We start from the raw sequence: 25,713 nt of genomic DNA on the forward strand, positions 1-25,713 counted from the left end.
CGATTTGTTCGGCTCTTATTAGAATATCGGAAAAATAGAGAAGTTCCCTTTTCAACTGAATGTCTGTCAGACCATCTGCTCGACTTTTTCTATAAAATGAAAGCCTTTGAGTTTGAAATCGCACCAGAACAAGTTCGAGATTTTCTAAAAGAAAGTCTCCAGTCAGAACATCTATCCTCAGCACAGGAAAGCTGGATAGAAGGGATTCTCATCAACTGTATTAAACCATTTTTAGAACGATTATTGATATAACTAACACCTACCGTGGAAATTCCATGGTAGGTGTTAGTTTTAATAGTCAGAATCATTCTCTAAAGATTTATTCAAAACAAAACACGCTTATTTTATTTATATATGCTTTATTAAACTAGATAACTTTTAAAAACTTATAAGAATAACTAGATTATTTTAATATTTCGTAGTATAATAACATCAGGAAAATAAACTGTGCAAACCAATATTTATAGATTATTCAAAACGCTTATAAATGTGTTAAGATTTCATTATAGATCTCAAACCTATATTATATATGCAAATATCACATGATTGATACTCACTCTCACATTGTTTTTGGTGTCAATTATGAACTAAGCACAAAAGAAAAAAAGCCTGAGTTATTTGTAGTGAAGCCTGAGTCGATTATTACGAACGATATATTTGAAAAAATAATTATTGTTTGACTTTTCACACTTCAAGTTTGAGAATTTTTTCATTTTATGATATATTTAAATCCGATTTATACATAACGAGTATATATTTATAATGAACCTATATTTTCTGGTTTTTGTTTCTATATAAGACTAGACGCACTTTTATATTTATGTGTGTTATCAAGGAGAAAGATGATGAACTATAGAAGAGCCAAGAGAATAATCGGTCTTCTGATTTCTATATTATTATTAATTTTAATAATCCCAATTTGTCTCATAGCTTGCTTCTTTATTGTCATCGAATCAAGCGGAAACCCCATTTACATGCAAGAACGAGTTGGTTTAAATGGACAAAAATTCATAATGTACAAACTACGTTCCATGTATTTAGATGCCGAGAAGAACGGATATCAATGGGCGGAAAAAAATGATCCACGGATAACGAAGATTGGACGTTTTATACGCAGAACTCGAATTGATGAATTTCCACAAATTATTAATATCATTAAAGGCGAGATGTCTATTATCGGGCCTCGACCAGAAAGACCAGAGTTTGTTAACGAATTTTTAAAATATATTCCTGATTTTAATGAGCGATTGGCTGTTCGTCCAGGAATTACAGGCTGGGCTCAGGTAAATGGTGGCTATGAATTATCTCCAAAAGAAAAATTAGGGTATGATGTTTACTATATCAGACATGAAAGTATTAAATTAGATTTCCTTATTTTACTAAAAACAATTAAAGTTATTTTTAATGGACATGGATTTAGATAATTCAGATAGGGAAGAAAAGTAAAGGACAAAAATAAAAGATGAGTATTTTCAATAAAAATATCAACAGAATTTTTACTTTAATAAAAAGTAAATTTCTGTTTCTAATCCTTTTTACATTAATAGGGACGACAGCAGTTGGTCTATATACTGTTTTTATCATTTCTCCTATATACAGTGTCTCCTCTAAGCTCATAATGAAGAACACTTCAAGCCAAACAAATGGTCAGAATAATGATACACAAACAATTGAAGCCATAAATCTCTTTCAAAGACAAGCTAAGACTTATTTAGAAATAGCAGATCTTCCTCCAGTAAAAGAAGATACCAATAAAGCATTAGGTTTGTCTCCAGATGAAATTGCTAAAATCAAATCGGTTAAATTAACAAATGACACAGGTTCTCAGTTAGTCACAGTAACAGTAAGAGCGCTAGATAGAGATTTAGGGGAACGTTATATAAAAGAGTATGTAACTCAATACAAAAAATTTACAGCGGATCGATTAGGACGTGATAATTTATCAGTTGTTATAGAAGCTTTAGGAAGTAACCATCCAGTTTATCCTATTTTATGGAAAAATCTTCTTGTATCTATTCTAGTATTTTCTTTCATAGGATTTAATATCATCTTTATTAAGTATGTATTGAGTGACTCGATTGATTCTTATGAAGATTTGGAAGAGCTTGTTGGGAAACCTGTCCTTGGAATGATTCCAACTATAGAGAAAAAGAAGAGAGGTTAGTGCCATGCATATAGAAGTTATCCATAACAGCAAATCTCTTGTAGCTGAGTCCTTTAGAACTTTAAGAAGTAATCTTCAGTTCTCAGAATTCGGAAAAAATATCAAATTGATTGTCGTTACAAGTGCCAATCCTAACGAAGGAAAGAGTGAAGTTAGCATCAATCTTGCTGCCTCTCTGGCTCAACAAGGGAAAAAAGTGATTATCATAGATGCAGATATGCGTAAACCAACCCAACATAAATTAACAGAGCTAAACAATACTGAGGGATTAAGCACCTTTCTATTAAAAAGGTCAGGTGTAGGTTCCATTAATCATTTGACAATTAACGATGTGAATTTTGATGTACTGACCTCAGGACCTGTTCCACCTAATCCATCTGAGATGTTAGCTAGTTCTTCTATGGAAGAAACACTCAGAGCATTTGAGGATTTTTATGACTATGTCATTATCGATACACCTCCCTTGCTGGCAGCAACTGATGCTCAAGTACTAGCGAGTATTTCTGACGCTACCCTTCTTGTTGTAGATATAAAGAAATCAAAACGGCGTCAAGTTACAGAAGCAAAAAGAAGATTAGAGCATGTTGGAGCTAGACTACTTGGTGTGATAATGAATAAAATAGATTCACATAAAGACACCTATTATTACTATTATTAACTAACTATTTGAAAGGCTAAGGATAAAGAAAAAAATGACAATCTATCTTTTAATGTTCGTCTATATCTCTTTCCTGGCCTTTTTCTCATTAAAATATGAGGAGAAAGAACAAGAGTTAAGATTTCTTGTTCTTCCTACTTTCTTCTTCTTTTTAATCATTGCAGGTTTTCGTACTTCTAGTGTAGGAGGAGATTTAGGAACTTATATCCATATTTTTGAATCGAATCATTTACAACTTCCAGACTTATCACATTTCTTTAGTTCTCGATTTGAAATTGGTTATTTAGTAAGTAATATTTTTCTAAGAAACTTTAGTGATCACTATCCCTTTTTATTATTTGCCTATGCCTTTATAACTTTAGTTGCCTGGTTTTTTGTGCTTTATAAGCATTCTAAAAATGCTTACATGAGTTTATTGATTTATCTCAGCTCATTAGGACTCTTTTTTTATTCCTTATCAAATATCAGACAAGGTCTAGCAATCGCTTTAAGTTTTTTAGGATTTCACTACTTAGTAAAAAACAAGAAAATTTTAGCATCAATATTTATCTTACTAACTCCCTTATTTCATACATCTGGTATCGTCTGCCTCTTGTTTTTCCCCCTTAAAAAAATCGTTTTAAACAAAAGAGCATACCAGTTTGTGTTCATTTTATTTCTTATCATCTTTCCTTTTATCAAACAAATTGCCACTACCTTTATTTCTTTCTTTCCTCAGTATACTTCCTATCTGGAATCATCATGGTTTTTGGAAAGCAATAAATGGGCACCCGTATTTTTAACAATTTGGTATGGTCTAGTTCTGATCTTTGGAGAAGTAGTGATTAGAAAACAGAAATTATCGACTGAAGAAGAATTTATAAGAAGTCTATTTTTTATCTCCTTTTTATTTACCGCGTCAACTTTGCAAACAAGTCTTTTTGGCAGATTTGCACACTATTTTACCCCCTTTATTTGCCTATATATCCCCATGATTTTATCTAAAATAGGTGAAAAAAAAGTTCAGTGGATTTTATTTTATTTGGTGATATTGGTTTATGCTTCAATCTTTCTAGTCATTGTTTACTTTAAAACTGACTGGTACCATGTCGTTCCCTACCGTTCAGTTATTGTAGATTGGTTAATTGGGAATTAGGTTTAGGGGTTATAAAATGAAATTTTCAGTTTTAACTACAGTATATAAAAAAGAAACTCCTAGAAATTTAAGGAAAAGTTTACTAAGCTCTTATCATCAGACCATTAAACCAGCAGAAATCATTTTAGTTTGTGATGGTGCATTGACAGAAGAGCTAGATAGAGAAATCGAAAAGTTGCAGAGAGAAATCCCGATTTTAAAGGTTTTCCATTTACCTAAAAACCTAGGTTCTGGACCAGCCTCTCTCTTTGGAGTCAATCAATGCCAAACAGAATTCATTGCAAGAATGGACAGTGATGATTATTCTCTAGAAACAAGATTTGAGAAGCAATTAGCTGCCTTTGAAAAAAATCCTAACCTCATCATGGTTGGTTCGAATATCCTAGAAAAAAATACAGAGTTTACCGCCTTAAAGAAAGTACCAGAAACTACAGCCGAAATTCGTCAATATTCGAAAATGAGAAATCCCTTTAATAATCCATCGAGTATGATGAAAAAAGAGTATATCTTGAAGGCTGGTAATTATCGTAAATTCCGTTACCTAGAGGATTATGACCTCACAATGAGATTGTTACATGATAATCCAACTAAGGATTTTTTAAATATTCAGGAACCTTTAGTTGTTATGCAAACAAATGATTCCAGCTACCTACGTAGAGGTGGTTTCTTGTATGTAAAGACTGACTTTATACTCCAATTAGATTTTTATCGCAGAAGAGATATTACTTTAGTAGAATTTCTTAGAAATATTTTCCTTCGTAATGCGATTCGAATTCTTCCGAATTCAATTAGAAAATGGGTCTATAAGAAAAAAATGAGAGAAGAAGTAGAGGTGATTAAGAAGATATGAAGAGAGTCATTACATACGGAACATTTGATTTATTGCATTACGGTCATATTAATCTTTTAAAAAGGGCAAAAGCTTTGGGAGATTATCTCATAGTCGCCCTTTCTACCAATGAATTTAATAAGCTAGAAAAGAATAAAGAATGTTATTTTGATTACGAGAAAAGAAAATCTCTATTAGAGGCTATCAGATATGTGGATCTCGTCATACCAGAAGAAAATTGGGATCAAAAAATCTCAGACATAGAAAAATATCATGCTGATGTGTTTGTCATTGGAGATGATTGGCAGGGCAAATTTGATTATTTAATTGATTTTGGAATAGAGGTTGTTTACCTATCACGAACAAAAGAAATTTCAACAACTAAGATAAAGAATGATTTGAATCAAGGGAACTAGGATGAAATATCAGGTCATACATGTAACAGGTGGTGTAAGGAATACCATGAGTGGGGTACAAAGTTTTATCAAAAACCATATCCCAAATAATGATCAAGAGTTTGAATATATGGTTGGAGAGTCAAATGGAGAGGCTCATTTCCCATTTAATCAATACCTAGATGAAAAAAAAATCAAACGAATTGTATTTCCTGCCCTAAAGATTTCTAAACTATTTGCCTATGCGAGAGAGTGTCGACAATTTTATGAAACGAATAAAATTGACATTCTCCATGTCCATAATCCTATAACCGCTTTTATACATAATTACTATGCTCGAAAAAATGGTGTTCCAGTTAGGATTTACCACAATCATAGTAGCCAATTTTCAGACACTTGGTTAAAAAGTATTCGAAATCGATTTTTGGTCTTTTTAGCTTTGAAAAATGCGACCCATCGTATCTCTTGTGGCCAATTAGCTGGTCTTAAAATATTTGGAAAGAAATTATTTCAAATCCTCCCAAATGCTATTGTCATCAATAAGTATCGGTTTTCTCCAACTTTTAGAGAAGAAATTCGTAAAGAGTTTCATATAGTTGAATATCAAAAAGTAGTTGGGATGATTGGTATTTTAAATCCTTTCAAAAATCAGAATTTTTTAATTGAAGTTGCTAAAGAATTGCCTGATGTTACTTTTTTCTTTGTTGGTGAAGGACCAGATCGTGACATTTTAGAAGAAAACAGCAAGGAATTGAAGAATATCATCTTCACAGGAAAAAGAGAAGATGTTCATAAATTTTATTCAGCCTTTGATATTTTTGCCTTTCCTTCTTTGTATGAAGGTTTCCCAATCGTGCTGGTAGAAGCTCAGTGTTCTGGAGTCAATATTATCATGAATGAAACGATTGACCCGACAACTCAGATAGTTGGTGAACTCTGTACAGCTATGCCACTAGATAAGGCTAAATGGGTAAACTATATCGAAAAGATGCCTTTCAAGGAGAAGCAACGACAGATGAATGAACACCTAAAGCGATTTGACATCGAAGAAAATGTTCAAAATTTAAAAGAAATTTATAAGCAAGGTTTAAAAAGAGAATGATTAACTATTTAAAACCCTTACTTTTTAAAGTAAGTGATTTTACTTATAAGATAAATAAAATTATTCCAAAGAAAAGGAATAGAATTGTTCTGTATTCTAACTGGGGTTTCAGAGATAATCTTAGAACACTCTATCACTATTTGTTGGATAATGGCTATCAGGAAACATATGAGATTATTTGTGCTTCAAATGATTTTTATCATTTAGAAAAAGAGAATGATGTAAAGTATGTTTCTATTTATCGAGGTTTCTTTTATTTTGTAACATCTAAATATTTTTTCTATTCATTTGGAAAGTATCCTGTAAAGCCTGTTCCAAAGCAGATGGTTGTCAACTTGTGGCATGGAATGCCCTTAAAAAAAATTGGGAATCTTGAAGTTGGCATGGAAAAAATTGACTATAATTTCTTTACAAAATTAGTCTCCTCTTCAGAATTATTTACTCCAATCATGAAAACTGCTTTTAATGCTAAAAATGAGCAGATGCTTCTTGTTGGCAATATACGAAATGATGAGCTCTTTAAAGAGAAAAAAGAGAAGAAAATTATCTGGATGCCAACATACCGCAATTCTAAAAATTATCATGATAGCCAAGCAGCATTGATATTTTCTTTAGAAGAAGAGGACTTTCAAAACATTGAAGAACTACTCTCAAACTATGGGTATCAACTTTACATTAAACTCCATCCTCTTGAGGAGTCTCAGTTGAAATTTGAAATGAATGCTTCGACGATTCATTTATTGACAGAAGATATCATTAGTGAGCAGTATGGGACTTTATATACATTTTTGGGCACAACCAGTGCATTGATTACAGATTATTCTTCAGTATTTTTAGATTATTATTTATTAAATAGACCAGTTGCATTTACCATTAATGATTATGAGGAATACAAGGAAAAAAGAGGCTTTGTGTTTGAGGATGTGAAGAGTTTAATGGCGGGTAGTGTTATTCGTGATTCGCATGATTTATTAGAATTTCTAGAGAGTGTCATGAAATCTGAAGATCCTTATATTGATGAACGAAAAATAGTCAATAATAGAGTCAATGCTATTCAAAAAGATTTTACAAAGACACTTTTGGATGAAATTGGATTAAGGAAATAAGGTTAGGATAAAGAATGATTAGTTTAATCGTGCCCGTTTATAATGTAGAAACTTATCTGGAAGAATGTTTAGACAGCATTCAAAATCAATCCTACACAGATCTTGAAGTCATTTTAGTCAATGATGGTTCAACAGATGATTCACAAGCTATTTGTGAGCTTTATTGCCAAGCAGATAAGCGTTTCCGATTAATCAATCAAAGCAACCAAGGCCAAAGTGTTGCACGAAATACAGGTGTAACAGCTTCAAGAGGCGAATTCATTGCATTTGTCGATAGCGATGATATTATTAAAGCAAATTATTTAGAAGAGTTAATGAAATATATGTCTGATGACATAGACATTGTTGAAAGTATCTTTACTGTACTTAAAAAAGACTTCCTTGTTGAAAATTCTAAAGAAACAGAGATTCTCTTTGAGGGAAATTCTCAAGAAGCGGTAAAAATCTTTCCAAACCATGTTCTTAGTGTAAACCCAGTCACAAAACTATATAGAAGAGAAATTGTAGAAGTTGTTCCCTATTTAGAAGGATTCATTTTTGAAGATATTTATAGTGGAATAGGAATGTTAAAATATATCCGAAAAATGATTAAAATTGACTATGTTGGCTATTATTATCGCCAGCATGCGACTAGTACAATGCACCGAACTTTTACTGAAAAAAATCTAGATGTATTTGTGGTTTGTGATAAGTTAATAGAGTTGTATTCTGATAGTGAAGAACTTCTTCCTTATATTGGTAAATACCTAGTTCATGTAGCAACCATGCATTATCAAGACTATATTCAAAAAGGAAATCCATATGCAGAAGTCTATAATCAGAAATTAGAAGAGTATGTAACTATCACTAAGAAAAATTCTGAGGTAGCAAAAAGTTCGCGTATGATTAGACTTTATAAGCTGTGTCCAAGATATTACAACACCATCCTATTTCCGTTCTATCACTCTATATGGAAATGGAAAAATAGTGTTAAGGAAGACAAGATAGAGGAATGAAGCAGTATCATTCAAGAGGGAAAGAGGAAAATGATTAGCGTAATCGTTCCAGTTTATAACGTGGAAGAATATTTAGAAGAATGTCTAGAAAGTATTCAACATCAAACTTATACAGATATTGAAGTCATCTTAGTAAACGATGGTTCAACGGACACCTCAAAAGAGATTTGCGAACGATTTTGCAAGGTAGATAGTCGCTTTAGATTGATTAATCAAGAAAATCAAGGACAAAGTGTTGCAAGAAATCGTGGTTTTAAGGAATCTGTTGGGCAATATATTATGTTTGTGGATAGCGATGATGTTATCAATACTAACGTATTAGAAGTACTACTTCCTTACATGAAGACGGATGTAGATATGGTAGAATGTAGATTAACAATCAATAAAGAAGAGTTCAATCTTACTAAGCCTTCTACAATTGCATTTGAAGGAAACCCTAAAGAAGCAATTCTTAATTGTATTGCGATTAAAGAAGTGAAATTTTGCGCTTTTACAAAATTATATAGAAGAGAAATTGTTGAAAAGATACCATTTTTGGAAGGATATATTTACGAAGATGTTTTTACAGGAATCAATTACTTAAAATATATTCGAAAAATTATAGTCGTTGATTTTATTGGTTATTATTATCGCATTCGTCCAAATAGTACTATGACGAAACCCTTTAATGAAAAAGATTTAGATATTTTTAAAGTGGGAAATCAGTTAATAGATTCTTTTAAAGATGATGAAAATATGCTTCCTTATATTGGATATTTTATGTTTTATATTGGACATGTACATTATCTAAAAGATGGGATAAATACGAAGAGTCCTTATGTTGATTTATATGAAGATTTTATTCGAAAGGCTGCTTTTATAGCAAAGCAATCTAAGGAAGTTATTCAAAAATATCGTTTATTGAGACTGTACTTACTTGCTCCAAAATATTATACTACTATCACTTATCCCCTCTATAAAAGTTTACAAAAGAGATGGATTTCTACTAAAAAAGTAATGAATCATCTAAATGATAAATTACATATAGGAAAAAATTGATTGCCTGAATATATAGGGTAATACACTGAATTTTAAAGGAGATGTCAGAATAAAAATGATTAGCATTATCGTCCCCGTTTATAATGTGGAAGAATACTTGGAAGAATGTATAGAGAGTATAAGGCAGCAAACTTTCACAGATTTTGAAGTTATTTTAGTCAATGATGGATCTACTGATTACTCAAAAGAAATTTGTGAGGAATATTGTAGGAAAGATTCTCGTTTTCGCTTAATAAATCAGGAAAACCAAGGACAGAGTATTGCAAGAAATAGAGGCGTTGCTGAGACTACAGGAGAATTCATCGTTTTTATTGATAGTGACGATATAGTAAAGTTTGATTTGTTGACACAATTAAAGAAGTATATGTCTGATGGAATTGATATTGTAGAATGCAATAGAACCGAAGATATTCAATATTTAAATTTAGAAAAAAAAGTAATTGATGTTAAAGAATTGGATTCAAATGAAGCGTTATATGAATGTTTTAATCATGGAGTAAGTTGGAGCCCAGTCGCAAAACTTTATCGTCGTGAAATAGTGGAGAAAGTTCCGTTTTTAGAAAATTTAATTTATGAAGATTTTTATACTGGAATCGTCTCTTTAAAATATATTCATAAAATGAGAAAAATTGACTATATTGGTTATTATTATCGATATCATACTTCTAGTACAATGAATCAGACATATTCAGAAAAGAATCTTGATATTTTTAAAGTTGGCAAAAAATTATTAGAAGAATTTAGAGAAGATAATTGGTTACCTTATGTAGGGAATATGTTATTTTTAGTTGGTATTGGACATTTTAAAAAGTATAACATAAGAGTTGGACATCCATATTATCAGTTATATGTTGATGCAATTGATAACTATTTTGAAATATCTAAGAAATCATCAGATATTTTCAATTCTAGTAAATTATTAAGATGGTATAGCTATTCACCAAAATATTTTTTAAGTTTATATTATCCGTTGTATTTAAGATATTTAGAAATTCGAAAAAAATGGAAAATTTAATAGGAGCCTATTTATGATTAGTGTCATTGTTCCTGTTTATAACGTTGAAGACTATCTTGAAGAATGTTTAGAGAGTATTCAATGTCAAACTTATACCGATATAGAAGTGATTCTAGTCAATGATGGTTCAAGAGATGGATCAAAAGAAATTTGCGAGAGATATTGTAGGCTGGACAGTCGCTTTCACTTAATCAATCAAGAAAATCAAGGACAGAGTGCTGCGAGAAATCATGGAGTTGCTACTTCTACTGGTGAATTTATTACTTTTGTGGATAGCGATGATGTTCTATCCATAAAATATTTAGAAATTTTGAATCGTTACATGACAGAAGACATTGATTTGGTAGAATGTCATTATAGAGCCACTAGAAGTGTTTTTGATAAATTAAAGGAAGTAGAGAATATTCAGATTGAGTTTGAGGGAAATTCAGAAGAAGCTGTTATAAAGAGTTGTAATTACGGTTTGTCTTATTCTCCAGTCTGTAAATTATATCGAAGACATTTAGTGGAAGATTTTCCATTTTTAACGGGAGTTATTTATGAAGATATTTATCACGGCGTAGGATTATTTAAATTTATACGAAAAATGGTAAGACTTGATTATGTAGGATACTATTATCGAGAACATTCAAACAGTACCATGAGAAGACGATTTTCTGAGAAAAATCTAGATTTGTTTACTTGTTGTGATAAACTAGTGGATTTGTTTGCTTTAGATGAAAAATTAATCCCTTATATCGGAAAGTTTTTAGTTCAAATTGTAACGACCCATCATAAAGATTTTATCGAAAAGAACAATCCCTACCAAAAGTTATATGAAGAAAAATTAAGAGAATACATAAAACTTGTTGAAAAATCTCCAGAAGTAGCAAGAACTAGTAAAATGGTTAAACTATATCGACTAGCACCTAAATTCTATTTACGCTATACGTTTCCAATTGTAAATAGAACCTGGAGATGGTTGAATTATTTGAAAGAGCTCATTTCCAAAGGAGAATAGATTTTGGAGTACGATAAATTGATAAGTGTCATTGTGCCAGTTTTCAATGTTGAAGAGTATCTGGAAGAATGTTTAGATAGTATCCAATGTCAAACTTATAGCAATATTGAAGTAATACTTGTTAACGATGGTTCTACGGATCATTCACAAGAAATTTGTGAGAGATATTGTAAACAAGATCCTCGCTTTCGCTTAATCAATCAAGCAAATAAAGGATTAAGTGGCGCTCGTAATCGTGGTATGACTGAATCTAAAGGCGAATTTATCACTTTTGTAGACAGCGATGATGTTCTTAAAGACGATATGTTGGAGCAATTATTAAAGCACATGACTTCAGAAGAAATGGACATCGTAGAATGTTGGTATACAAATGATAAAAAAGAAATAGAAATCCCTTCTCCCGAGAATGTCAAAATTATTTTTCAAGGAAATGCTAAAGAAGCTTTAGTCTCTTTATGTGAAGATAATATTGTCCGTTTGAATGCAGTCGCTAAACTGTTTAGAAGAGAAGTGATTCTCAATTTTCCATTTTTAGAAGGTCTATTTTATGAAGATGTGTATGGAGGAATGGGAATCTTAAAACATATTCATAAAATAGTGAAAATTGATTATACAGGATATTATTATCGCGTGCGTTCTGGTAGTATTATGAATCGTGAATTTAATTTGAAAAATTTGGATTTGTTTACTATTTGTGATAAAGTGGAACAACTATATGAAGGAAATACTGACTTACTCCCATATGTACAGCGTCGCTTATTCCATTTAGTTTTGATGCACGTTGTCGACTATCGCATATTTGAGGGAAATCCCTATCAAGAAAAATATGTCGAGTATCTGAATCGTTACGCTAAAAGTTCAAGTCAATCATTATTAATGCGAGCATATCGATTATTCCCTAAAAAGATTGTCTTTATTTCAAGAGTTGTTGGAGCCATTCAATGGAGATTTGAAAAATATATTGTAAAAAGATTTTGGAAAGGGTTGAAGTAGCATGAATTATTATTTAAAAGAATTGTATGCAGAAGCCAAACATGCAGGTTCTAAAGCTAGATTAGATGCTGAAAAAATAATGCTAGAAGCAGGTTATCAACCTTTTTCCCTAAATAATAATTCAAATCCCATCACTTTGACAAAAAATGATATGTTAGTTCTTCAATTTCCGTTATTATGGCATACCTTAAAAAAACAAATTTTTACGAGATTTTTGAAAAATAGAACATTCAAAGCTTATTTGCTGATTCACGATATCGAGTCCCTGAGAAACCAAAAAATCAAGTCATTTAAAGATTTCAAGTACTCTATTATCCATTTTTTACAAAATAAAACAGTCCTTGAAAAAGTCGACGGTATTATCGCTCATAACGAAAAGATGAAAAGTGAACTTGTTCGATTGGGAATACCGAAAGAGAAGATTATTTCCTTAGAGATATTTGATTATTTGATTCCAAATTATGAAGAGAAGAAAGCTTATGAAAAAGAAACTATTTTGTTAGCTGGAAATTTCGATATTCGGAAAACAAAATACGCAAGACAATTACCCGAAAAACCAGATTTTTCTATTTATGGCATTAACTTTGAAGAGGAGAATCTTCCTCACAACGTTCATTATCAAGGTGCTTTGTCTCCTGATGAACTACCTAATCACTTACATGGTGGCTTTGGCTTAGTCTGGGACGGAGATAGTCCTCATACTTGTAGTGGGATGTATGGAGAGTATTTAAAGATGAATAACCCACATAAAGCTTCTCTATATTTAGCCTCTGGTTTTCCGATTATTGTATGGAGCCAATCTGCCTTGGCTGATTTTGTACGGAAAAATCAATGTGGAATCATTGTTGATTCATTATTTGAAATTGCAGATTGTTTAAACTCGATTGATGAAGAAGATTATCAAGAATTGATTAAAAATAGTAAAATAGTAGGAGAGAAACTTCGTAACGGACATTTTCTAAAAACAGCTTTAGAAAAATGTGAAAGGAACTTGTAGAGTTTATGAAACTACAAATCTTACAAAATAAAATGGCTCGCTATTGTCAAATTTTAAAATATTATGGCCTTAAACTAACATGTGTTTACTTTCTTGCACAAAAATCTGACAAGATGTTTTATGATTTTCGAAGAAAGCTTCTTTTGGATTTTGTACTGAAATTACGAAAAGAAGCTCAAATAGATGATTCGAGTGATGAAAAAGAAGAAGAAACAACAGAATTTCCGAAAATGATTTGGACAATGTGGCAACAGGGAGAAGCTCAAATGCCTGAGATGGTCCAGGCTTCAATGAAGACTATAAAAGACTTCGCCAAAAGAAATGACTGCGAATTCCACTTGTTGACGGATGAAAATCTAGCGGATTTCATCAATATTCCAAGGGACATCACCGAAAAATACAAGAAAAAAGAATTATCAGCTGCGCATTATTCAGATATTATTCGTTTTAGTCTCTTATACCAATATGGGGGAATTTGGATGGATGCAACCTTATTTGTATCTCCCTATGCAACTTTAGAAATTTTTGAAGGGGACTTTTTTAGTTTGAATCATCCACCGACATATCCTGAGCAAATGGAGCGAGCGATTGGTGATTTTAAATGGTCAGGGTTTTTCCTTGCAGGACAAAAAGGCGAATCTCATTTCAAACATATTCGGGATTTATTTATTTACTATGTTCGTAAATACCCAGTTTTTATTCATTACCTGATGATGGATTATTTTATTTTGTCCGAATATGAATCAAATCATGAATTTAAAGAATTAGTGGATAGATTACCTATTCTAGCACCAGCTGAGCGTGTTTGGTTTTTAAGAGACCATGCCCATGATTTTTTTGATGAAAAAGAATGGGAAGAAGTGTTGAAAACAACACCGATTTTGAAAACGACTTATAAAATCAAGAAAGAAGAAGTTCTTCCAGAGAGTTATCTCGATCAACTTTTACAAGGAAAATTAAAGGAATAGATGAAATACACGAAAAAAAGTAGAACCGAATTTGCCACCTTAAATACAAGTATAGCTCTTGCATTGCAACCTTTTCAAGTCCTTCTTGGCTTTATCAATCGAACTATTTTTATCAATTTACTTGGGGTAGCCTATCTAGGATTAAACAATTATTTGTCTAGCTTAGTTTCTATCCTGTCTTTGGCAGAATTAGGGGTTGCTGGAGCCATGAGCTATGCACTATATGGACCCTTAGACAGAGAAGAACATGGAAAAATCAATGCCTTTATGATTCTTTTCAAAAAATTATATAGAATCATTGGCTTTTCTATTTTTATACTGGGTGCTATACTTTCTTTATTTCTTCCTTATATGATAAAGGATTATACGGTAAATAGTGAATTATATTTGATTTTTTTCCTCTTTGTATTTAACTCAGCTTCTAGCTATTTTTTCTCCTATAAACGAACCTTACTTTATGTCGATCAGCGTAATTATGTGATGACTTTGATTGACTTTGGATTAAATACGCTTCGCGTATGCTTGCAAATCGGAATTTTATTCTTTACAAAAAATTATATCTTTTATCTATTGATCAGTATCATCATGAATTTTATAGGGAATATCATCATGTCGCGGATTGTAGATAGATTGTATGGTTACTTGTTTAAGAATGAGATAACACCCATTAATCAGGAGGAAAAAGGAAAATTTATCCGAAATATCAAAGGAAATATAGTCGGTAGTATTGGAGAAACGATTGTTTTTCAAACAGATAGTATTCTAATGGCAAGTTTTGTCAGCTTAGCAGCTATAGGTATTTATGGGAATTATACCTATGTTTTAGGATTTCTTTCACTGATTTTAAATACTGTGATTAATTCAGTTGTTTCTTCCGTAGGTAACTTAGTCCATTCGGAGTCTACGACAGTAGCAGATATGGTTAAATTCCTAAAAAAATTCCAGTTTATTACTTTTAGCCTGATTTATTTTGCTAGCTTAGGTTATTTAATGTTCATTCATCCATTTATGACTATCTGGTTAGGTGAGAGTTTTTCATTTAATTATACGATTGAGATTTTGATCGTCCTTCATTTTTTCCTAACTTTTTATAGAAGACCGATTCTAACGTTGATTTCAGTTTATGGCTTAAGTTATGAGCAAAATAAAAAAACCCTTGCAGAAATTATATTAAATATAATTCTTTCACTGTACTTTTTAGCGATTTTAGATTTAGGGGTATCTGGAATTTTATTGGGTACAATTTGTTCAACAGTCTTGGCCTGTACATGGTATGAACCATATAGCGCCTTTAAGTATGGATTGAAAGCTTCATCTAAGGACTTTTTTAAAACATTGTTACAAGATTTCACTGTCGCAGGGATGAGCTTCCTACTTTTGAGTTTGCTGGATAACTTAGTCTTAACTCAGCTAGATTTCATTTTCGGTTTGATCATCAAAATCGTCCTTTATTTGACAGTATTGGGTAGTTACGTTTTCCTATTTAGAAATCATGAAGGTGGTAAACAAATTATACTAATGATTCAAAAAGTATTAAAGTTAAAAAATAAGGTGGTAAAAATATGAAACGAATATTAGTTTGTGGTTTAGTTCCAGATATCGGTGGACTAGAAAAAATTGTGGTAGATTTTTATAATCATATCGATACCTCTGAATTTGAACTGGAATTTTTACTACAAGGTTCTGAAGATGTTGAATTTAGTGAACATTTTAAAAAGCTTTGCCACAATCCTCTCGTCGTTCATAGAATCCCTAAGTTAAGACCTCATATGAAACAGGCATTAAAGGAATGGGATAGTTTCTTTAAGAAGAATGCTCATCGTTATGATATTTTATGGTCCAATCAAAATGGATTGACTCATCTAGAATTTTTAAAATTAGCAAAGAAATATGGAATCGAAAAAAGAATAGTACATGGACATTGTGCAACAGCAGATAAATTTTACCGCTTTGTTCATCCAGTCAATCGTCTTTTTGTCGGCAAATATGCGACCGATTTTTGGGCTTGCGGAACAGAAGCGTTGAACCATTTTTATCATGGAAAAGAAAGAGAAAAAGCTTTAGTGATTCATAATGCCATTGAGGTAGAAAAGTTTTTATATAATCAAGAAATGCAAGCCCAACTTCGAAAGGAATATCATATTCCAGAAGATTGTTTTGTTGTAGGACAGGTTTCTCGTTTATATGAAAAACAAAAAAATCAAAGTTTTTGTGTAAAGGTTTTTTCTGAAATCATCAAAAAAGAACCAAATTCTCGTCTAGTATTTATCGGAAGAGGAGATACTGAGTTTTTAGAAAATGTTGCAAAAAAATATGGAGTAGCAGATAAAGTCATTTTTACAGGTTTAACTACTAATGTTGGAAAAATGTTAAACCTTCTTGATGTTTTCTTTTTCCCATCAAATTTTGAGGGATTACCGATTGTACTCATTGAAGCGCAAGCCAATGGATTACCTGTTGTAACAGCAAAGCATTTACCAGACGCAAGGATGCTAAATAACTATGATAACAGTCTGTCTTTGAATGATTCTCTTGAAGAATGGGCAGATAAGATTTTGTCTGTCAGAGATCATCGAGAGCTTGATACAGAAAAGGTGAAACAGCTGATAGAAAAAAACGGCTACGAGATTGACTCAGCAACCAGACAGTTGGAAAAATTATTTGATGAGTAATAAAAAGTTGATGGAGAGGACAAACATGTCTTCTCTAATTTTATTTCTATCAGATTATCACACGTTAGTTTCATAAATAAAATTATGGCTATTTTAATAGTACTTCTAAAAGCTATTTTATCAGCTGAATAATTAACTTAATTACAAGGGAATACGACTAAGTTTATATTTAATAATCTCATGGATTAGAGATGGCTATTTTTCGGAGTTTAATATATTAAAAAATGAGATTGCATTCAATTTTTCTTAATAAAGTAGCTTTTCTAGACAAAAGCTTATGCAAAAAAGACTAATTTATGATAGAATAGAGGACAAGAAAGAAAACGTTTTTACAATTTTTCAATCCGAAGGGGATATATTATGGCTACTATTCAATGGTTTCCTGGTCACATGTCTAAAGCGCGTCGACAGGTTCAGGAAAATTTAAAATTTGTTGATTTTGTGACGATTTTGGTGGATGCACGCTTGCCTCTTTCCAGTCAAAATCCTATGTTGACCAAGATTGTTGGTGATAAACCAAAACTCTTGATTTTAAACAAAGCAGACTTGGCCGATCCAGCAATGACCAAGGAATGGCGTCAGTATTTTGAATCACAAGGAATTCAGACGCTAGCTATCAACTCCAAAGAGCAAGTGACTGTAAAAGTTGTAACAGATGCGGCCAAGAAGCTCATGGATGATAAGATTGCTCGCCAGAAAGAACGTGGTATCAAGATTGAAACCTTGCGTACCATGATTATCGGAATTCCAAACGCTGGTAAATCCACTCTTATGAACCGTTTAGCTGGTAAGAAAATTGCCGTTGTCGGCAATAAACCAGGGGTTACCAAGGGACAACAATGGCTCAAAACCAATAAAGACCTAGAAATCTTGGATACACCGGGGATTCTTTGGCCTAAGTTTGAGGATGAAACTGTAGCTCTTAAGTTGGCCTTGACTGGAGCTATCAAAGACCAGTTGCTTCCAATGGATGAGGTAACCATTTTTGGTCTCAATTATTTTAAAGAACATTATCCAGAAAAGTTGGCCGAACGCTTCAAACAAATGAAAATTGAAGAAGATGCGCCTGTTATTATTATGGATATGACCCGTGCCCTCGGTTTCCGTGATGACTATGACCGCTTTTACAGTCTCTTCGTGAAGGAAGTCCGCGACGGCAAACTCGGTAACTATACCTTAGATACATTGGAAGACCTCGATGGCGACGATTAAAGAAATCAAAGAACTCCTTGCTACTGTCAAGAACCTTGATAGTCCTATTTTTTTAGAGCTTGAAAAGGATAATCGCTCTGGAGTTCAAAAGGAAATCAGCAAGCGTAAAAAAGCTATTCAGGCAGAATTAGATGAGGATCTTCGTTTAGAATCCATGCTTTCCTACGAAAAAGAACTTTACAAGCAAGGATTGACCTTAATTGCTGGTGTTGATGAAGTCGGCCGAGGTCCTCTGGCTGGGCCTGTAGTCGCTGCAGCTGTTATTTTACCTCAAAATTGTAAAATTAAAGGTCTTAACGACAGCAAGAAAATTCCTAAAAAGAAACATCTGGAGATTTTCCAAGCAGTTCAGGAGCAAGCCTTGTCAATCGGCATTGGTATCATGGATAATCAGGTCATCGACCAAGTCAATATCTATGAAGCAACCAAACTAGCTATGAAGGAAGCAATCTCCCAGCTCAGTCCGCAACCTGAGCACCTTTTGATAGATGCCATGAAACTGGATTTGCCCATTTCACAAACATCTATCATCAAAGGGGATGCCAATTCCCTTTCAATTGCAGCAGCTTCTATAGTAGCCAAAGTGACACGTGACGAATTGATGAAGGAATATGATCAGCAGTTCCCTGGCTATGATTTTACTGCTAATGCAGGATATGGAACTGCTAAACACCTAGAAGGCCTCACAAAACTAGGAGTTACCCCAATTCACCGAACAAGTTTTGAACCCGTTAAATCACTGGTTTTAGGAGAAAAAGAAAGTTAAGTTAGAAGGAATGATTATGGAGGAACAGTCAGAAACACTCAGCTCCAAGAAAGAATTTGCCTTTGCCTCAAGCACCATATTATCCCAAGTTGGACGAGGAATCATCGTCGGTCTTGTCGTTGGGATCATCGTTGGATCTTTTCGGTTTTTAATCGAAAAAGGCTTCCACCTGATACAAGGACTTTATCAAGATCAAGCGCACCTAGTGCGCAATCTTTTTATCATTGGTCTATTCTATTTAATAGTTTGTTGGCTCAGTGCGAAATTAACTCGATCAGAAAAAGATATCAAAGGCTCAGGAATTCCTCAAGTCGAAGCCGAATTAAAGGGACTCATGACTCTCAACTGGTGGGGAGTTCTTTGGAAAAAATATATTCTAGGAATTCTTGCTATTGCAAGTGGCCTGATGCTGGGGCGCGAAGGGCCAAGTATTCAACTTGGAGCAGTTGGTGGAAAAGGTATTGCCAAGTGGCTCAAATCCAGTCCAGTAGAGGAACGCTCCTTGATTGCTAGTGGTGCTGCAGCAGGATTAGCCGCAGCCTTTAATGCACCGATTGCAGGACTTCTCTTTGTGGTAGAAGAAGTTTATCACCATTTTTCACGCTTTTTCTGGGTATCTACTCTCGCAGCTAGTCTCGTAGCAAACTTTATTTCTCTGCTCATATTTGGCCTAACACCAGTACTGGATATGCCAGATAATATCCCACTCATGACCTTGGATCAGTATTGGATTTACTTGGTTATGGGAACTTTTCTAGGACTTTCAGGTTTTCTCTATGAGAAAGCTGTGCTCAATGTTGGTCGAGTTTATGATTGGTTTGGTCAAAAAATACATTTGGATAGAACTTATTACCCAATTCTTGCCTTTATTCTCATCATACCAGTCGGAATCTTCTTACCTCAAATCCTTGGTGGTGGAAATCAGCTGGTTCTTTCCTTAACTGAGCAAGATTTTAGTTTTCAAGTTCTATTAGTTTACTTTTTAATTCGCTTTGTTTGGAGCATGATTAGCTATGGAAGTGGCCTTCCAGGAGGAATTTTCCTACCAATTTTGGCGCTTGGTTCCCTGCTTGGTGCCCTAGTTGGTGTTATTTGTGTCAATCTTGGACTTGTCAGTCAAGAGCAATTCCCTATATTTGTCATTCTGGGAATGAGTGGCTATTTTGGAGCAATATCTAAGGCACCCTTAACTGCTATGATTCTGGTAACCGAAATGGTAGGAGATATTCGCAACCTCATGCCACTCGGACTTGTGACCCTAGTAGCCTACATCATCATGGATTTACTCAAGGGTGCACCAGTCTATGAGGCTATGTTGGAAAAAATGCTGCCAGAAGAAACGACAGATGAAGGAGAAGTCACACTTATTGAAATCCCAGTTTCAGATAAAATAGCAGGAAAACAAGTACACGAACTCAACTTACCACATAACGTACTCATCACCACCCAAGTCCATAACGGTAAAAGCCAAACCGTTAACGGTTCAACCAGAATGTATCTCGGAGATATGATTCACCTAGTTATTCCAAAAAGTGAAATTGGGAAAGTAAAAGATTTATTGTTGTAGGAGCTTTTTACATAATTCATGTTATGTAAAAAAATAAACTTCTTAATTAATTAAATATATTAGGAAACCGATTCTCAGCAATGAGATCGGTTATTTTTTACTTACAAGATATCTCACATACAAATAATTGAACTTGGATAAAAATAAGACTATAATCAAGTTAAAAATGATAAAGCATAAAGCTAGAAAGGAGTTTACTGTATCAAATCTTTACAGTAAGATTAAAATCATGAAAAAGAAAACGATAGCAATTATACAATGCATTTTGTATCTCATAGCTCCTTTTATACCTCTTCAGTTATGTAGAATGAACAGAAGCTTAGTGGTTGAGTTCTTTATTATTTTCTTTATTCTGTTGACTATTTCATTCTGGTTTAGTATTTGAAAACTAGAAAAAGCACTAAATAATGATTCACAATAATGACTTCAAAGATTTAGATCTGTTTTACACAGATTTAAGTCTTTTTTAAAAACTCTATAACATCTTTCCGAAAAACTATAATTTTCTTGAAAAATAAATAAGTCTATGCTATACTACTAGTAGACTTATTTATGGAGAAAATACATGAAACGTGAGATTTTACTGGAACGAATCGACAAACTAAAACAAATCATGCCCTGGTATGTTCTTGAATACTACCAATCTAAGCTTGCTGTCCCCTATAGTTTTACAACCTTGTACGAATACCTCAAGGAATATGATCGATTTTTCAGCTGGGTTTTAGAGTCTGGTATCTCAAACGCCGATAAAATATCTGATATTTCTTTATCTGTCTTGGAAAATATGTCTAAGAAAGACATGGAATCCTTTATCCTTTACCTACGTGAACGTCCTTTGCTGAATGCTAATACAACCAAGCAAGGTGTCTCACAGACAACCATCAACCGAACCTTGTCAGCACTTTCTAGTCTTTACAAGTATCTAACAGAGGAAGTTGAAAACGATCAGGGAGAGCCTTATTTTTATCGTAATGTAATGAAGAAAGTTTCAACAAAGAAAAAGAAAGAAACGCTTGCTGCCAGAGCTGAAAACATCAAGCAAAAACTCTTTCTTGGTGATGAAACAGAGGGTTTTCTTACTTATATTGACCAAGAGTACCCACAACAGCTCTCTAATCGAGCTCTCTCATCATTCAACAAAAATAAAGAACGAGATTTGGCCATTATTGCCCTTCTCTTGGCGTCTGGTGTCCGCTTATCTGAAGCTGTTAATCTGGATATAAGGGATCTCAATCTCAAAATGATGGTTATTGATGTCACTCGAAAAGGAGGCAAACGTGACTCAGTCAATGTCGCTGCCTTTGCTAAGCCTTATTTAGAGAATTATTTGGCCATTCGAAATCAACGCTATAAGACGGAAAAAACAGATACAGCCCTTTTTTTGACTCTCTACAGAGGTGTTCCTAATCGTATCGATGCTTCCAGCGTTGAGAAAATGGTTGCTAAGTACTCTGAGGACTTCAAAGTCCGTGTAACACCCCATAAACTACGCCATACGCTAGCAACCAGGCTCTATGATGCCACTAAATCGCAAGTTTTGGTCAGTCACCAGCTAGGACATGCCAGTACACAAGTCACTGACCTCTATACCCATATCGTTAATGATGAACAAAAGAATGCTCTAGATAGTTTATAATTTTACGTATTTTAAATTATGTAAATACATATCAAAAAAAGAAGCTGGTCCTACAACCAACTTCTTTTTGTTTTATCCAACTACCGCTTCAGCGATTTCTTCACGGCTAATACCAGCGAAGTAGCGTGTGATATCAATGGTTTCTAGCGCCTTAAGGACATCTTCGCGTTCGTATTTCACTCCACGAAGGACATCTTCTACTGCAGCAACGTCTTCAATACCAAAGAAGTCACCATAAATCTTGATGTCTTGGATTTTTGATTCGACGACATTAGCAAAGACTTCAACCTTCCCACTGGTGAATTTTGTACCACGACGGACGTTAAATTCTGGTGATTTGCCGTAGTTCCAGTCCCAAGTACCAAACTTAGTATCCTTGATGCGATTGATTTCGGCTAATTCTTCCTCAGAAAAAACGTATTCAGTCATCTCTGGATACTCTTTTTTCATGTATTCCAATAGCAAATCACGGAATTCTTCAACTGTGATTTTTTCTGGCAATTCATTGACAATATTGGTGACACGGGCACGGACGGATTTCACGCCTTTTGATTCAAATTTATCTTTTGAAACCTTGAGGGCATTGGCAAGGACAGATAAATCAACGTCAAAGAGCAAGCAACCATGGTGCATGATACGCCCATTGATATAGGCCTGGGCATTGCCACAGAATTTCTTACCGTCGATTTCTAAATCGTTACGACCTGTAAATTCAGCTTTAACCCCAAGTTGAGCCAGGGTATTGATAACCGGAGTTGAGAAGCTCTTAAAGTCAAAGGCCTTGTTTTCATCTTCTTTTGAGATAATCGTGTAGTTTAGATTATTTAAATCGTGGTAAACAGCTCCACCACCGCTGATACGGCGGACCACCTCAATACCATTTTCGCGAACATAATCACGGTTGATTTCTTCGATAGTGTTCTGGTGACGACCAACAATGATAGATGGCTTGTTAATCCAAAGTAGGAAGATTTGATCCTCATCCAAAAGGTGTTTAAAGGCATATTCTTCCAAGGCGATATTAAAGGCAGTGTCGTTTGAATGATTGATAATATATTTCATGATATCCCTTTATACGATAGAGACTGGAAAGATATTTTCCAGTCTATTCTATCTTTCTTTTATTTTTTCTTAGGTGAATGGATGGCCATTCCTAAAACATCCGCAAATGCTTCGTACATCACTTCAGAATATGTTGGGTGACCGTGGATTGTCTTCAGCATTTCTTCAACAGTGATTTCCATTTCGATGATGCTTGACGCTTCATTGATCAATTCTGCAGCTGCAGGGCCAATGATGTGAACACCGAGGATTTCACCATATTTCTTGTCTGCAATAACTTTAACAAATCCTTGAGCTGCATCTGAGGCAATGGCACGACCGTTAGAAGCAAAGTTGAACTTACCGATGGCTATATCGTATTTCTCACGGGCTTGTTCTTCTGTCAAACCTACTGCTGCAACTTCAGGGAGAGTGTAGATGGCTGCAGGAGTCAAATTCAACTTGGCAACAGCATGATTTCCTTTAAGAGCATTTTCTGCGGCAACTTCTCCCATACGGAAGGCTGCGTGAGCCAACATCTTAGTACCGTTGATGTCACCTGGTGCATAAATGCCTGGAACAGAAGTTTCCATGTATTCGTTGACCTTGATGCGACCACGATCCAATTCAAACTCAACCTCTCCAATACCTTCAAGGTCTGGCACACGACCGATTGAAAGAAGAGCTTTATTTGCGATGATATCGTCTTTTCCTTCAACCTTAATACGAAGTTGACCATTTTCTTCGATGATTTCTTGGAGTTTAGTGTCAGTTAAGATGGTCATACCTTTACGCTCAAGAATCAAGCGAAGGTTCTTAGACACTTCTGCATCCATAGCTGGGACGATACGGTCCATCATTTCGATGACAGTCACTTTTGAGCCAAATGTCATGAAGGCCTGACCAAGTTCGATACCGACAACTCCACCACCGATGATAACAAGACTTTCTGGAACTTCGTTCATTTCGAGAATGTCATCACTGGTCATCACAAGTGAAGATTCCATACCAGGGACGTTGATCTTGCTGACTTTTGAACCACCAGCAAGGATGATTTTCTTGGTTTCAAGCAATTCAGAACCATTTACCAAGACATTCTTGTCTTTAGTAATAGTACCGATACCCTTATGCACAGTAACTCCGTAGCTACGAAGAAGTCCTGCAACACCACCAACAAGAGTATTAACAACTTTAGACTTGGTTTCAAGGAGTTTGTCCATATCTACAGTGAAGTTTGGATTTTCGATGACGATACCACGGTTTGCTGCGTGACCGATGTTTTCGATGATTTCAGCGTTGTGAAGGTATGTTTTAGTTGGGATACATCCACGGTTCAAGCAGGTTCCGCCGAGTTCAGATTTCTCAACAAGGGCAACCTTACCACCGAGTTGGGCAGCTTTAATGGCTGCAACATAACCAGCAGGACCTCCACCAATCACAACGATATCAAAAGCATCATCGCTCTTACCATCATCGTTTGAGGCACTTGCTGCAGGTGCTGGGCTAGCTTCTGGCGCTGCGGCTCCAGCTGTTGGGATATTTTCTCCTTCTTCGCCAATGTAACCGATAACTTCCGTTACAGGGACTGTTTCACCGTCCCCTTTAAGGATAGCAATCAAGTACCCATCTTCTTCGGCTTCCAATTCCATGCTGACTTTATCAGTCATGATTTCCAAAAGGATTTCTCCTTCTTTTACAAATTCTCCGACTTTTTTATTCCATTGGACGATTTGTCCTTCTGTCATATCCACGCCGGCTTTTGGCATAATTACTTCTAAGGCCATGTCTTCCTTCCTTTATCTATATCTTAAAAATGAATACTCTTGCTCTTAAATCAACATTGAGATTGGATTTTCAATCAATTCTTTCAAGTCCTTCATAAACTTAGCACCAGCCATACCATCTACGACACGGTGGTCAATGGTTAATCCTAGGCTCATGATAGGGCGAATCACAATTTCACCATTGACGACAACTGGCTTCTCGATTGTCGAGCTCACACCAAGGATAGCTGAGTTTGGTTGGTTGATGATCGGACCAAAGGACTGAACGCCAAACATTCCCAAGTTACTGATTGTGAATGTTGAATTTTGCAGTTCACTTGGAGCCAATTTGCCATCCAAGGTACGGCCAATAACATCCTTGAAGGCTACAACCAGTTCTGAAAGACTCATCTTCTCAGCATTGTAAACAACAGGTGTCATCAATCCATTATCCATCCCAACTGCCATCGCAAGATTGACATAGTTGTGAGTGATAATAGTCTTGCCATCTTCTGTCAATGAAGCGTTGATGTAGGGGTGTTTCATAAGAGTCTTAACAACTGCAAGTGAAAGAAGGTCTGTTACAGTAGTCTTCTTCCCAGTTGCTTCCATGATTGGCTCAAGAACCTTCTTACGAAGAGCCAACATTTCAGTCATATCA

The 25,713-nt window shown here is 34.4% G+C and carries 24 protein-coding genes and 1 pseudogene; 22 read left to right on the forward strand and 3 right to left on the reverse strand.

The window, feature by feature from the left end:
• From PAN06_RS06430 to xerS, 22 genes and pseudogenes are all read left to right on the forward strand, one after another.
• Window positions 1-252: pseudogene (locus PAN06_RS06430) on the forward strand (hypothetical protein); the annotation flags it as partial.
• Window positions 253-842: 590 nt separating this feature from the next.
• The gene (locus PAN06_RS06435; protein WP_125451977.1) at window positions 843-1,424 is read left to right on the forward strand and encodes a sugar transferase; all 582 of its coding nucleotides are present in this window, start codon (window positions 843-845) and stop codon (window positions 1,422-1,424) included.
• A 38-nt stretch (window positions 1,425-1,462) separates the two neighbouring features.
• Window positions 1,463-2,164, forward strand: coding sequence for a chain-length determining protein (locus tag PAN06_RS06440; protein WP_269795892.1), 702 nt, complete (start codon window positions 1,463-1,465; stop codon window positions 2,162-2,164).
• A 4-nt stretch (window positions 2,165-2,168) separates the two neighbouring features.
• Window positions 2,169-2,822, forward strand: a complete 654-nt coding sequence (locus PAN06_RS06445) for a CpsD/CapB family tyrosine-protein kinase (protein ID WP_125457920.1) — start codon at window positions 2,169-2,171, stop codon at window positions 2,820-2,822.
• A gap of 34 nt (window positions 2,823-2,856) precedes the next feature.
• Window positions 2,857-3,957, forward strand: coding sequence for an EpsG family protein (locus PAN06_RS06450; RefSeq protein ID WP_269795893.1), 1,101 nt, complete (start codon window positions 2,857-2,859; stop codon window positions 3,955-3,957).
• Between the two features lie 16 nt (window positions 3,958-3,973).
• The gene (locus tag PAN06_RS06455) at window positions 3,974-4,807 is read left to right on the forward strand and encodes a glycosyltransferase (protein WP_004261226.1); all 834 of its coding nucleotides are present in this window, start codon (window positions 3,974-3,976) and stop codon (window positions 4,805-4,807) included.
• The gene (gene tagD / locus PAN06_RS06460) at window positions 4,804-5,202 is read left to right on the forward strand and encodes a glycerol-3-phosphate cytidylyltransferase (protein WP_269795894.1); all 399 of its coding nucleotides are present in this window, start codon (window positions 4,804-4,806) and stop codon (window positions 5,200-5,202) included. The genes PAN06_RS06455 and tagD overlap by 4 nt, the downstream gene beginning before the upstream one ends.
• Before the next feature lies 1 nt (window position 5,203).
• A complete protein-coding gene (locus PAN06_RS06465) occupies window positions 5,204-6,283 on the forward strand; it encodes a glycosyltransferase (protein ID WP_269795895.1) in 1,080 nt (359 codons plus the stop codon).
• Window positions 6,280-7,389 (forward strand): CDP-glycerol glycerophosphotransferase family protein, encoded by a 1,110-nt coding sequence (locus tag PAN06_RS06470; RefSeq protein WP_269795896.1) that lies wholly within the window; start codon window positions 6,280-6,282, stop codon window positions 7,387-7,389. Before PAN06_RS06465 ends, PAN06_RS06470 begins: the two co-directional genes overlap by 4 nt.
• A gap of 14 nt (window positions 7,390-7,403) precedes the next feature.
• A complete protein-coding gene (locus tag PAN06_RS06475; protein ID WP_269795897.1) occupies window positions 7,404-8,384 on the forward strand; it encodes a glycosyltransferase family 2 protein in 981 nt (326 codons plus the stop codon).
• Window positions 8,385-8,414: 30 nt separating this feature from the next.
• Complete coding sequence (locus PAN06_RS06480) at window positions 8,415-9,422, forward strand: glycosyltransferase family 2 protein (RefSeq protein ID WP_269795898.1); 1,008 nt, start codon at window positions 8,415-8,417, stop codon at window positions 9,420-9,422.
• Between the two features lie 55 nt (window positions 9,423-9,477).
• Window positions 9,478-10,437, forward strand: a complete 960-nt coding sequence (locus tag PAN06_RS06485; RefSeq protein ID WP_004261205.1) for a glycosyltransferase family 2 protein — start codon at window positions 9,478-9,480, stop codon at window positions 10,435-10,437.
• A 13-nt stretch (window positions 10,438-10,450) separates the two neighbouring features.
• Window positions 10,451-11,437, forward strand: a complete 987-nt coding sequence (locus PAN06_RS06490; RefSeq protein WP_004261203.1) for a glycosyltransferase family 2 protein — start codon at window positions 10,451-10,453, stop codon at window positions 11,435-11,437.
• Window positions 11,438-11,440: 3 nt separating this feature from the next.
• A complete protein-coding gene (locus PAN06_RS06495) occupies window positions 11,441-12,430 on the forward strand; it encodes a glycosyltransferase (protein WP_269795899.1) in 990 nt (329 codons plus the stop codon).
• Window position 12,431: 1 nt separating this feature from the next.
• Window positions 12,432-13,427 carry a galactofuranosyltransferase gene (locus PAN06_RS06500; protein ID WP_269795900.1) on the forward strand — a complete coding sequence of 332 codons (996 nt, stop codon included), beginning with the start codon at window positions 12,432-12,434 and terminating at the stop codon, window positions 13,425-13,427.
• A gap of 5 nt (window positions 13,428-13,432) precedes the next feature.
• Window positions 13,433-14,395, forward strand: a complete 963-nt coding sequence (locus tag PAN06_RS06505; RefSeq protein WP_004261196.1) for a capsular polysaccharide synthesis protein — start codon at window positions 13,433-13,435, stop codon at window positions 14,393-14,395.
• On the forward strand, window positions 14,396-15,961 hold the full coding sequence (locus tag PAN06_RS06510; protein WP_269795901.1) for a transporter: 1,566 nt from the start codon (window positions 14,396-14,398) through the stop codon (window positions 15,959-15,961). It abuts the gene before it with no gap.
• Window positions 15,958-17,067, forward strand: coding sequence for a glycosyltransferase (locus PAN06_RS06515; protein ID WP_269795902.1), 1,110 nt, complete (start codon window positions 15,958-15,960; stop codon window positions 17,065-17,067). Before PAN06_RS06510 ends, PAN06_RS06515 begins: the two co-directional genes overlap by 4 nt.
• A gap of 360 nt (window positions 17,068-17,427) precedes the next feature.
• Window positions 17,428-18,279, forward strand: coding sequence for a ribosome biogenesis GTPase YlqF (gene ylqF / locus PAN06_RS06520; RefSeq protein WP_269795903.1), 852 nt, complete (start codon window positions 17,428-17,430; stop codon window positions 18,277-18,279).
• Window positions 18,266-19,045 carry a ribonuclease HII gene (locus PAN06_RS06525; RefSeq protein WP_269795904.1) on the forward strand — a complete coding sequence of 260 codons (780 nt, stop codon included), beginning with the start codon at window positions 18,266-18,268 and terminating at the stop codon, window positions 19,043-19,045. The genes ylqF and PAN06_RS06525 overlap by 14 nt, the downstream gene beginning before the upstream one ends.
• Window positions 19,046-19,061: 16 nt before the next feature.
• Complete coding sequence (locus tag PAN06_RS06530) at window positions 19,062-20,612, forward strand: ClC family H(+)/Cl(-) exchange transporter (RefSeq protein ID WP_269795905.1); 1,551 nt, start codon at window positions 19,062-19,064, stop codon at window positions 20,610-20,612.
• Window positions 20,613-21,177: 565 nt separating this feature from the next.
• Window positions 21,178-22,248, forward strand: coding sequence for a tyrosine recombinase XerS (xerS, locus tag PAN06_RS06535; RefSeq protein WP_004260328.1), 1,071 nt, complete (start codon window positions 21,178-21,180; stop codon window positions 22,246-22,248).
• Between the two features lie 72 nt (window positions 22,249-22,320).
• Here xerS and PAN06_RS06540 read toward each other — a convergent pair whose 3' ends face one another.
• The 3 genes from PAN06_RS06540 to PAN06_RS06550 all read right to left on the reverse strand — a co-directional run.
• Window positions 22,321-23,310, reverse strand: coding sequence for a lipoate--protein ligase (locus PAN06_RS06540; RefSeq protein WP_000873999.1), 990 nt, complete (start codon window positions 23,308-23,310; stop codon window positions 22,321-22,323).
• Between the two features lie 59 nt (window positions 23,311-23,369).
• Entirely contained in the window at window positions 23,370-25,073 is a 1,704-nt protein-coding gene (lpdA, locus tag PAN06_RS06545; RefSeq protein ID WP_269795906.1) for a dihydrolipoyl dehydrogenase, read from the reverse strand.
• Window positions 25,074-25,118: 45 nt separating this feature from the next.
• Window positions 25,119-25,713, reverse strand: a 595-nt coding sequence (locus PAN06_RS06550; RefSeq protein WP_269795907.1) for a dihydrolipoamide acetyltransferase, incomplete at its 5' end; no start/stop codon positions are given.

The organism is Streptococcus sp. SM3 (assembly GCF_027497875.1).

Excerpts from the sequence above, each read along its gene's own strand:
- PAN06_RS06435 (WP_125451977.1), top strand. The coding sequence starts at position 843 with ATGATGAACTATAGAAGAGCCAAGAGAATAATCGGTCTTCTGATTTCT.
- PAN06_RS06440 (WP_269795892.1), top strand. The coding sequence starts at position 1,463 with ATGAGTATTTTCAATAAAAATATCAACAGAATTTTTACTTTAATAAAA.
- PAN06_RS06445 (WP_125457920.1), top strand. The coding sequence starts at position 2,169 with ATGCATATAGAAGTTATCCATAACAGCAAATCTCTTGTAGCTGAGTCC.
- PAN06_RS06450 (WP_269795893.1), top strand. The coding sequence starts at position 2,857 with ATGACAATCTATCTTTTAATGTTCGTCTATATCTCTTTCCTGGCCTTT.
- PAN06_RS06455 (WP_004261226.1), top strand. The coding sequence starts at position 3,974 with ATGAAATTTTCAGTTTTAACTACAGTATATAAAAAAGAAACTCCTAGA.
- tagD (WP_269795894.1), top strand. The coding sequence starts at position 4,804 with ATGAAGAGAGTCATTACATACGGAACATTTGATTTATTGCATTACGGT.
- PAN06_RS06465 (WP_269795895.1), top strand. The coding sequence starts at position 5,204 with ATGAAATATCAGGTCATACATGTAACAGGTGGTGTAAGGAATACCATG.
- PAN06_RS06470 (WP_269795896.1), top strand. The coding sequence starts at position 6,280 with ATGATTAACTATTTAAAACCCTTACTTTTTAAAGTAAGTGATTTTACT.
- PAN06_RS06475 (WP_269795897.1), top strand. The coding sequence starts at position 7,404 with ATGATTAGTTTAATCGTGCCCGTTTATAATGTAGAAACTTATCTGGAA.
- PAN06_RS06480 (WP_269795898.1), top strand. The coding sequence starts at position 8,415 with ATGATTAGCGTAATCGTTCCAGTTTATAACGTGGAAGAATATTTAGAA.
- PAN06_RS06485 (WP_004261205.1), top strand. The coding sequence starts at position 9,478 with ATGATTAGCATTATCGTCCCCGTTTATAATGTGGAAGAATACTTGGAA.
- PAN06_RS06490 (WP_004261203.1), top strand. The coding sequence starts at position 10,451 with ATGATTAGTGTCATTGTTCCTGTTTATAACGTTGAAGACTATCTTGAA.
- PAN06_RS06500 (WP_269795900.1), top strand. The coding sequence starts at position 12,432 with ATGAATTATTATTTAAAAGAATTGTATGCAGAAGCCAAACATGCAGGT.
- PAN06_RS06505 (WP_004261196.1), top strand. The coding sequence starts at position 13,433 with ATGAAACTACAAATCTTACAAAATAAAATGGCTCGCTATTGTCAAATT.
- PAN06_RS06510 (WP_269795901.1), top strand. The coding sequence starts at position 14,396 with ATGAAATACACGAAAAAAAGTAGAACCGAATTTGCCACCTTAAATACA.
- PAN06_RS06515 (WP_269795902.1), top strand. The coding sequence starts at position 15,958 with ATGAAACGAATATTAGTTTGTGGTTTAGTTCCAGATATCGGTGGACTA.
- ylqF (WP_269795903.1), top strand. The coding sequence starts at position 17,428 with ATGGCTACTATTCAATGGTTTCCTGGTCACATGTCTAAAGCGCGTCGA.
- PAN06_RS06525 (WP_269795904.1), top strand. The coding sequence starts at position 18,266 with ATGGCGACGATTAAAGAAATCAAAGAACTCCTTGCTACTGTCAAGAAC.
- PAN06_RS06530 (WP_269795905.1), top strand. The coding sequence starts at position 19,062 with ATGGAGGAACAGTCAGAAACACTCAGCTCCAAGAAAGAATTTGCCTTT.
- xerS (WP_004260328.1), top strand. The coding sequence starts at position 21,178 with ATGAAACGTGAGATTTTACTGGAACGAATCGACAAACTAAAACAAATC.
- PAN06_RS06540 (WP_000873999.1), bottom strand. The coding sequence starts at position 23,310 with ATGAAATATATTATCAATCATTCAAACGACACTGCCTTTAATATCGCC.
- lpdA (WP_269795906.1), bottom strand. The coding sequence starts at position 25,073 with ATGGCCTTAGAAGTAATTATGCCAAAAGCCGGCGTGGATATGACAGAA.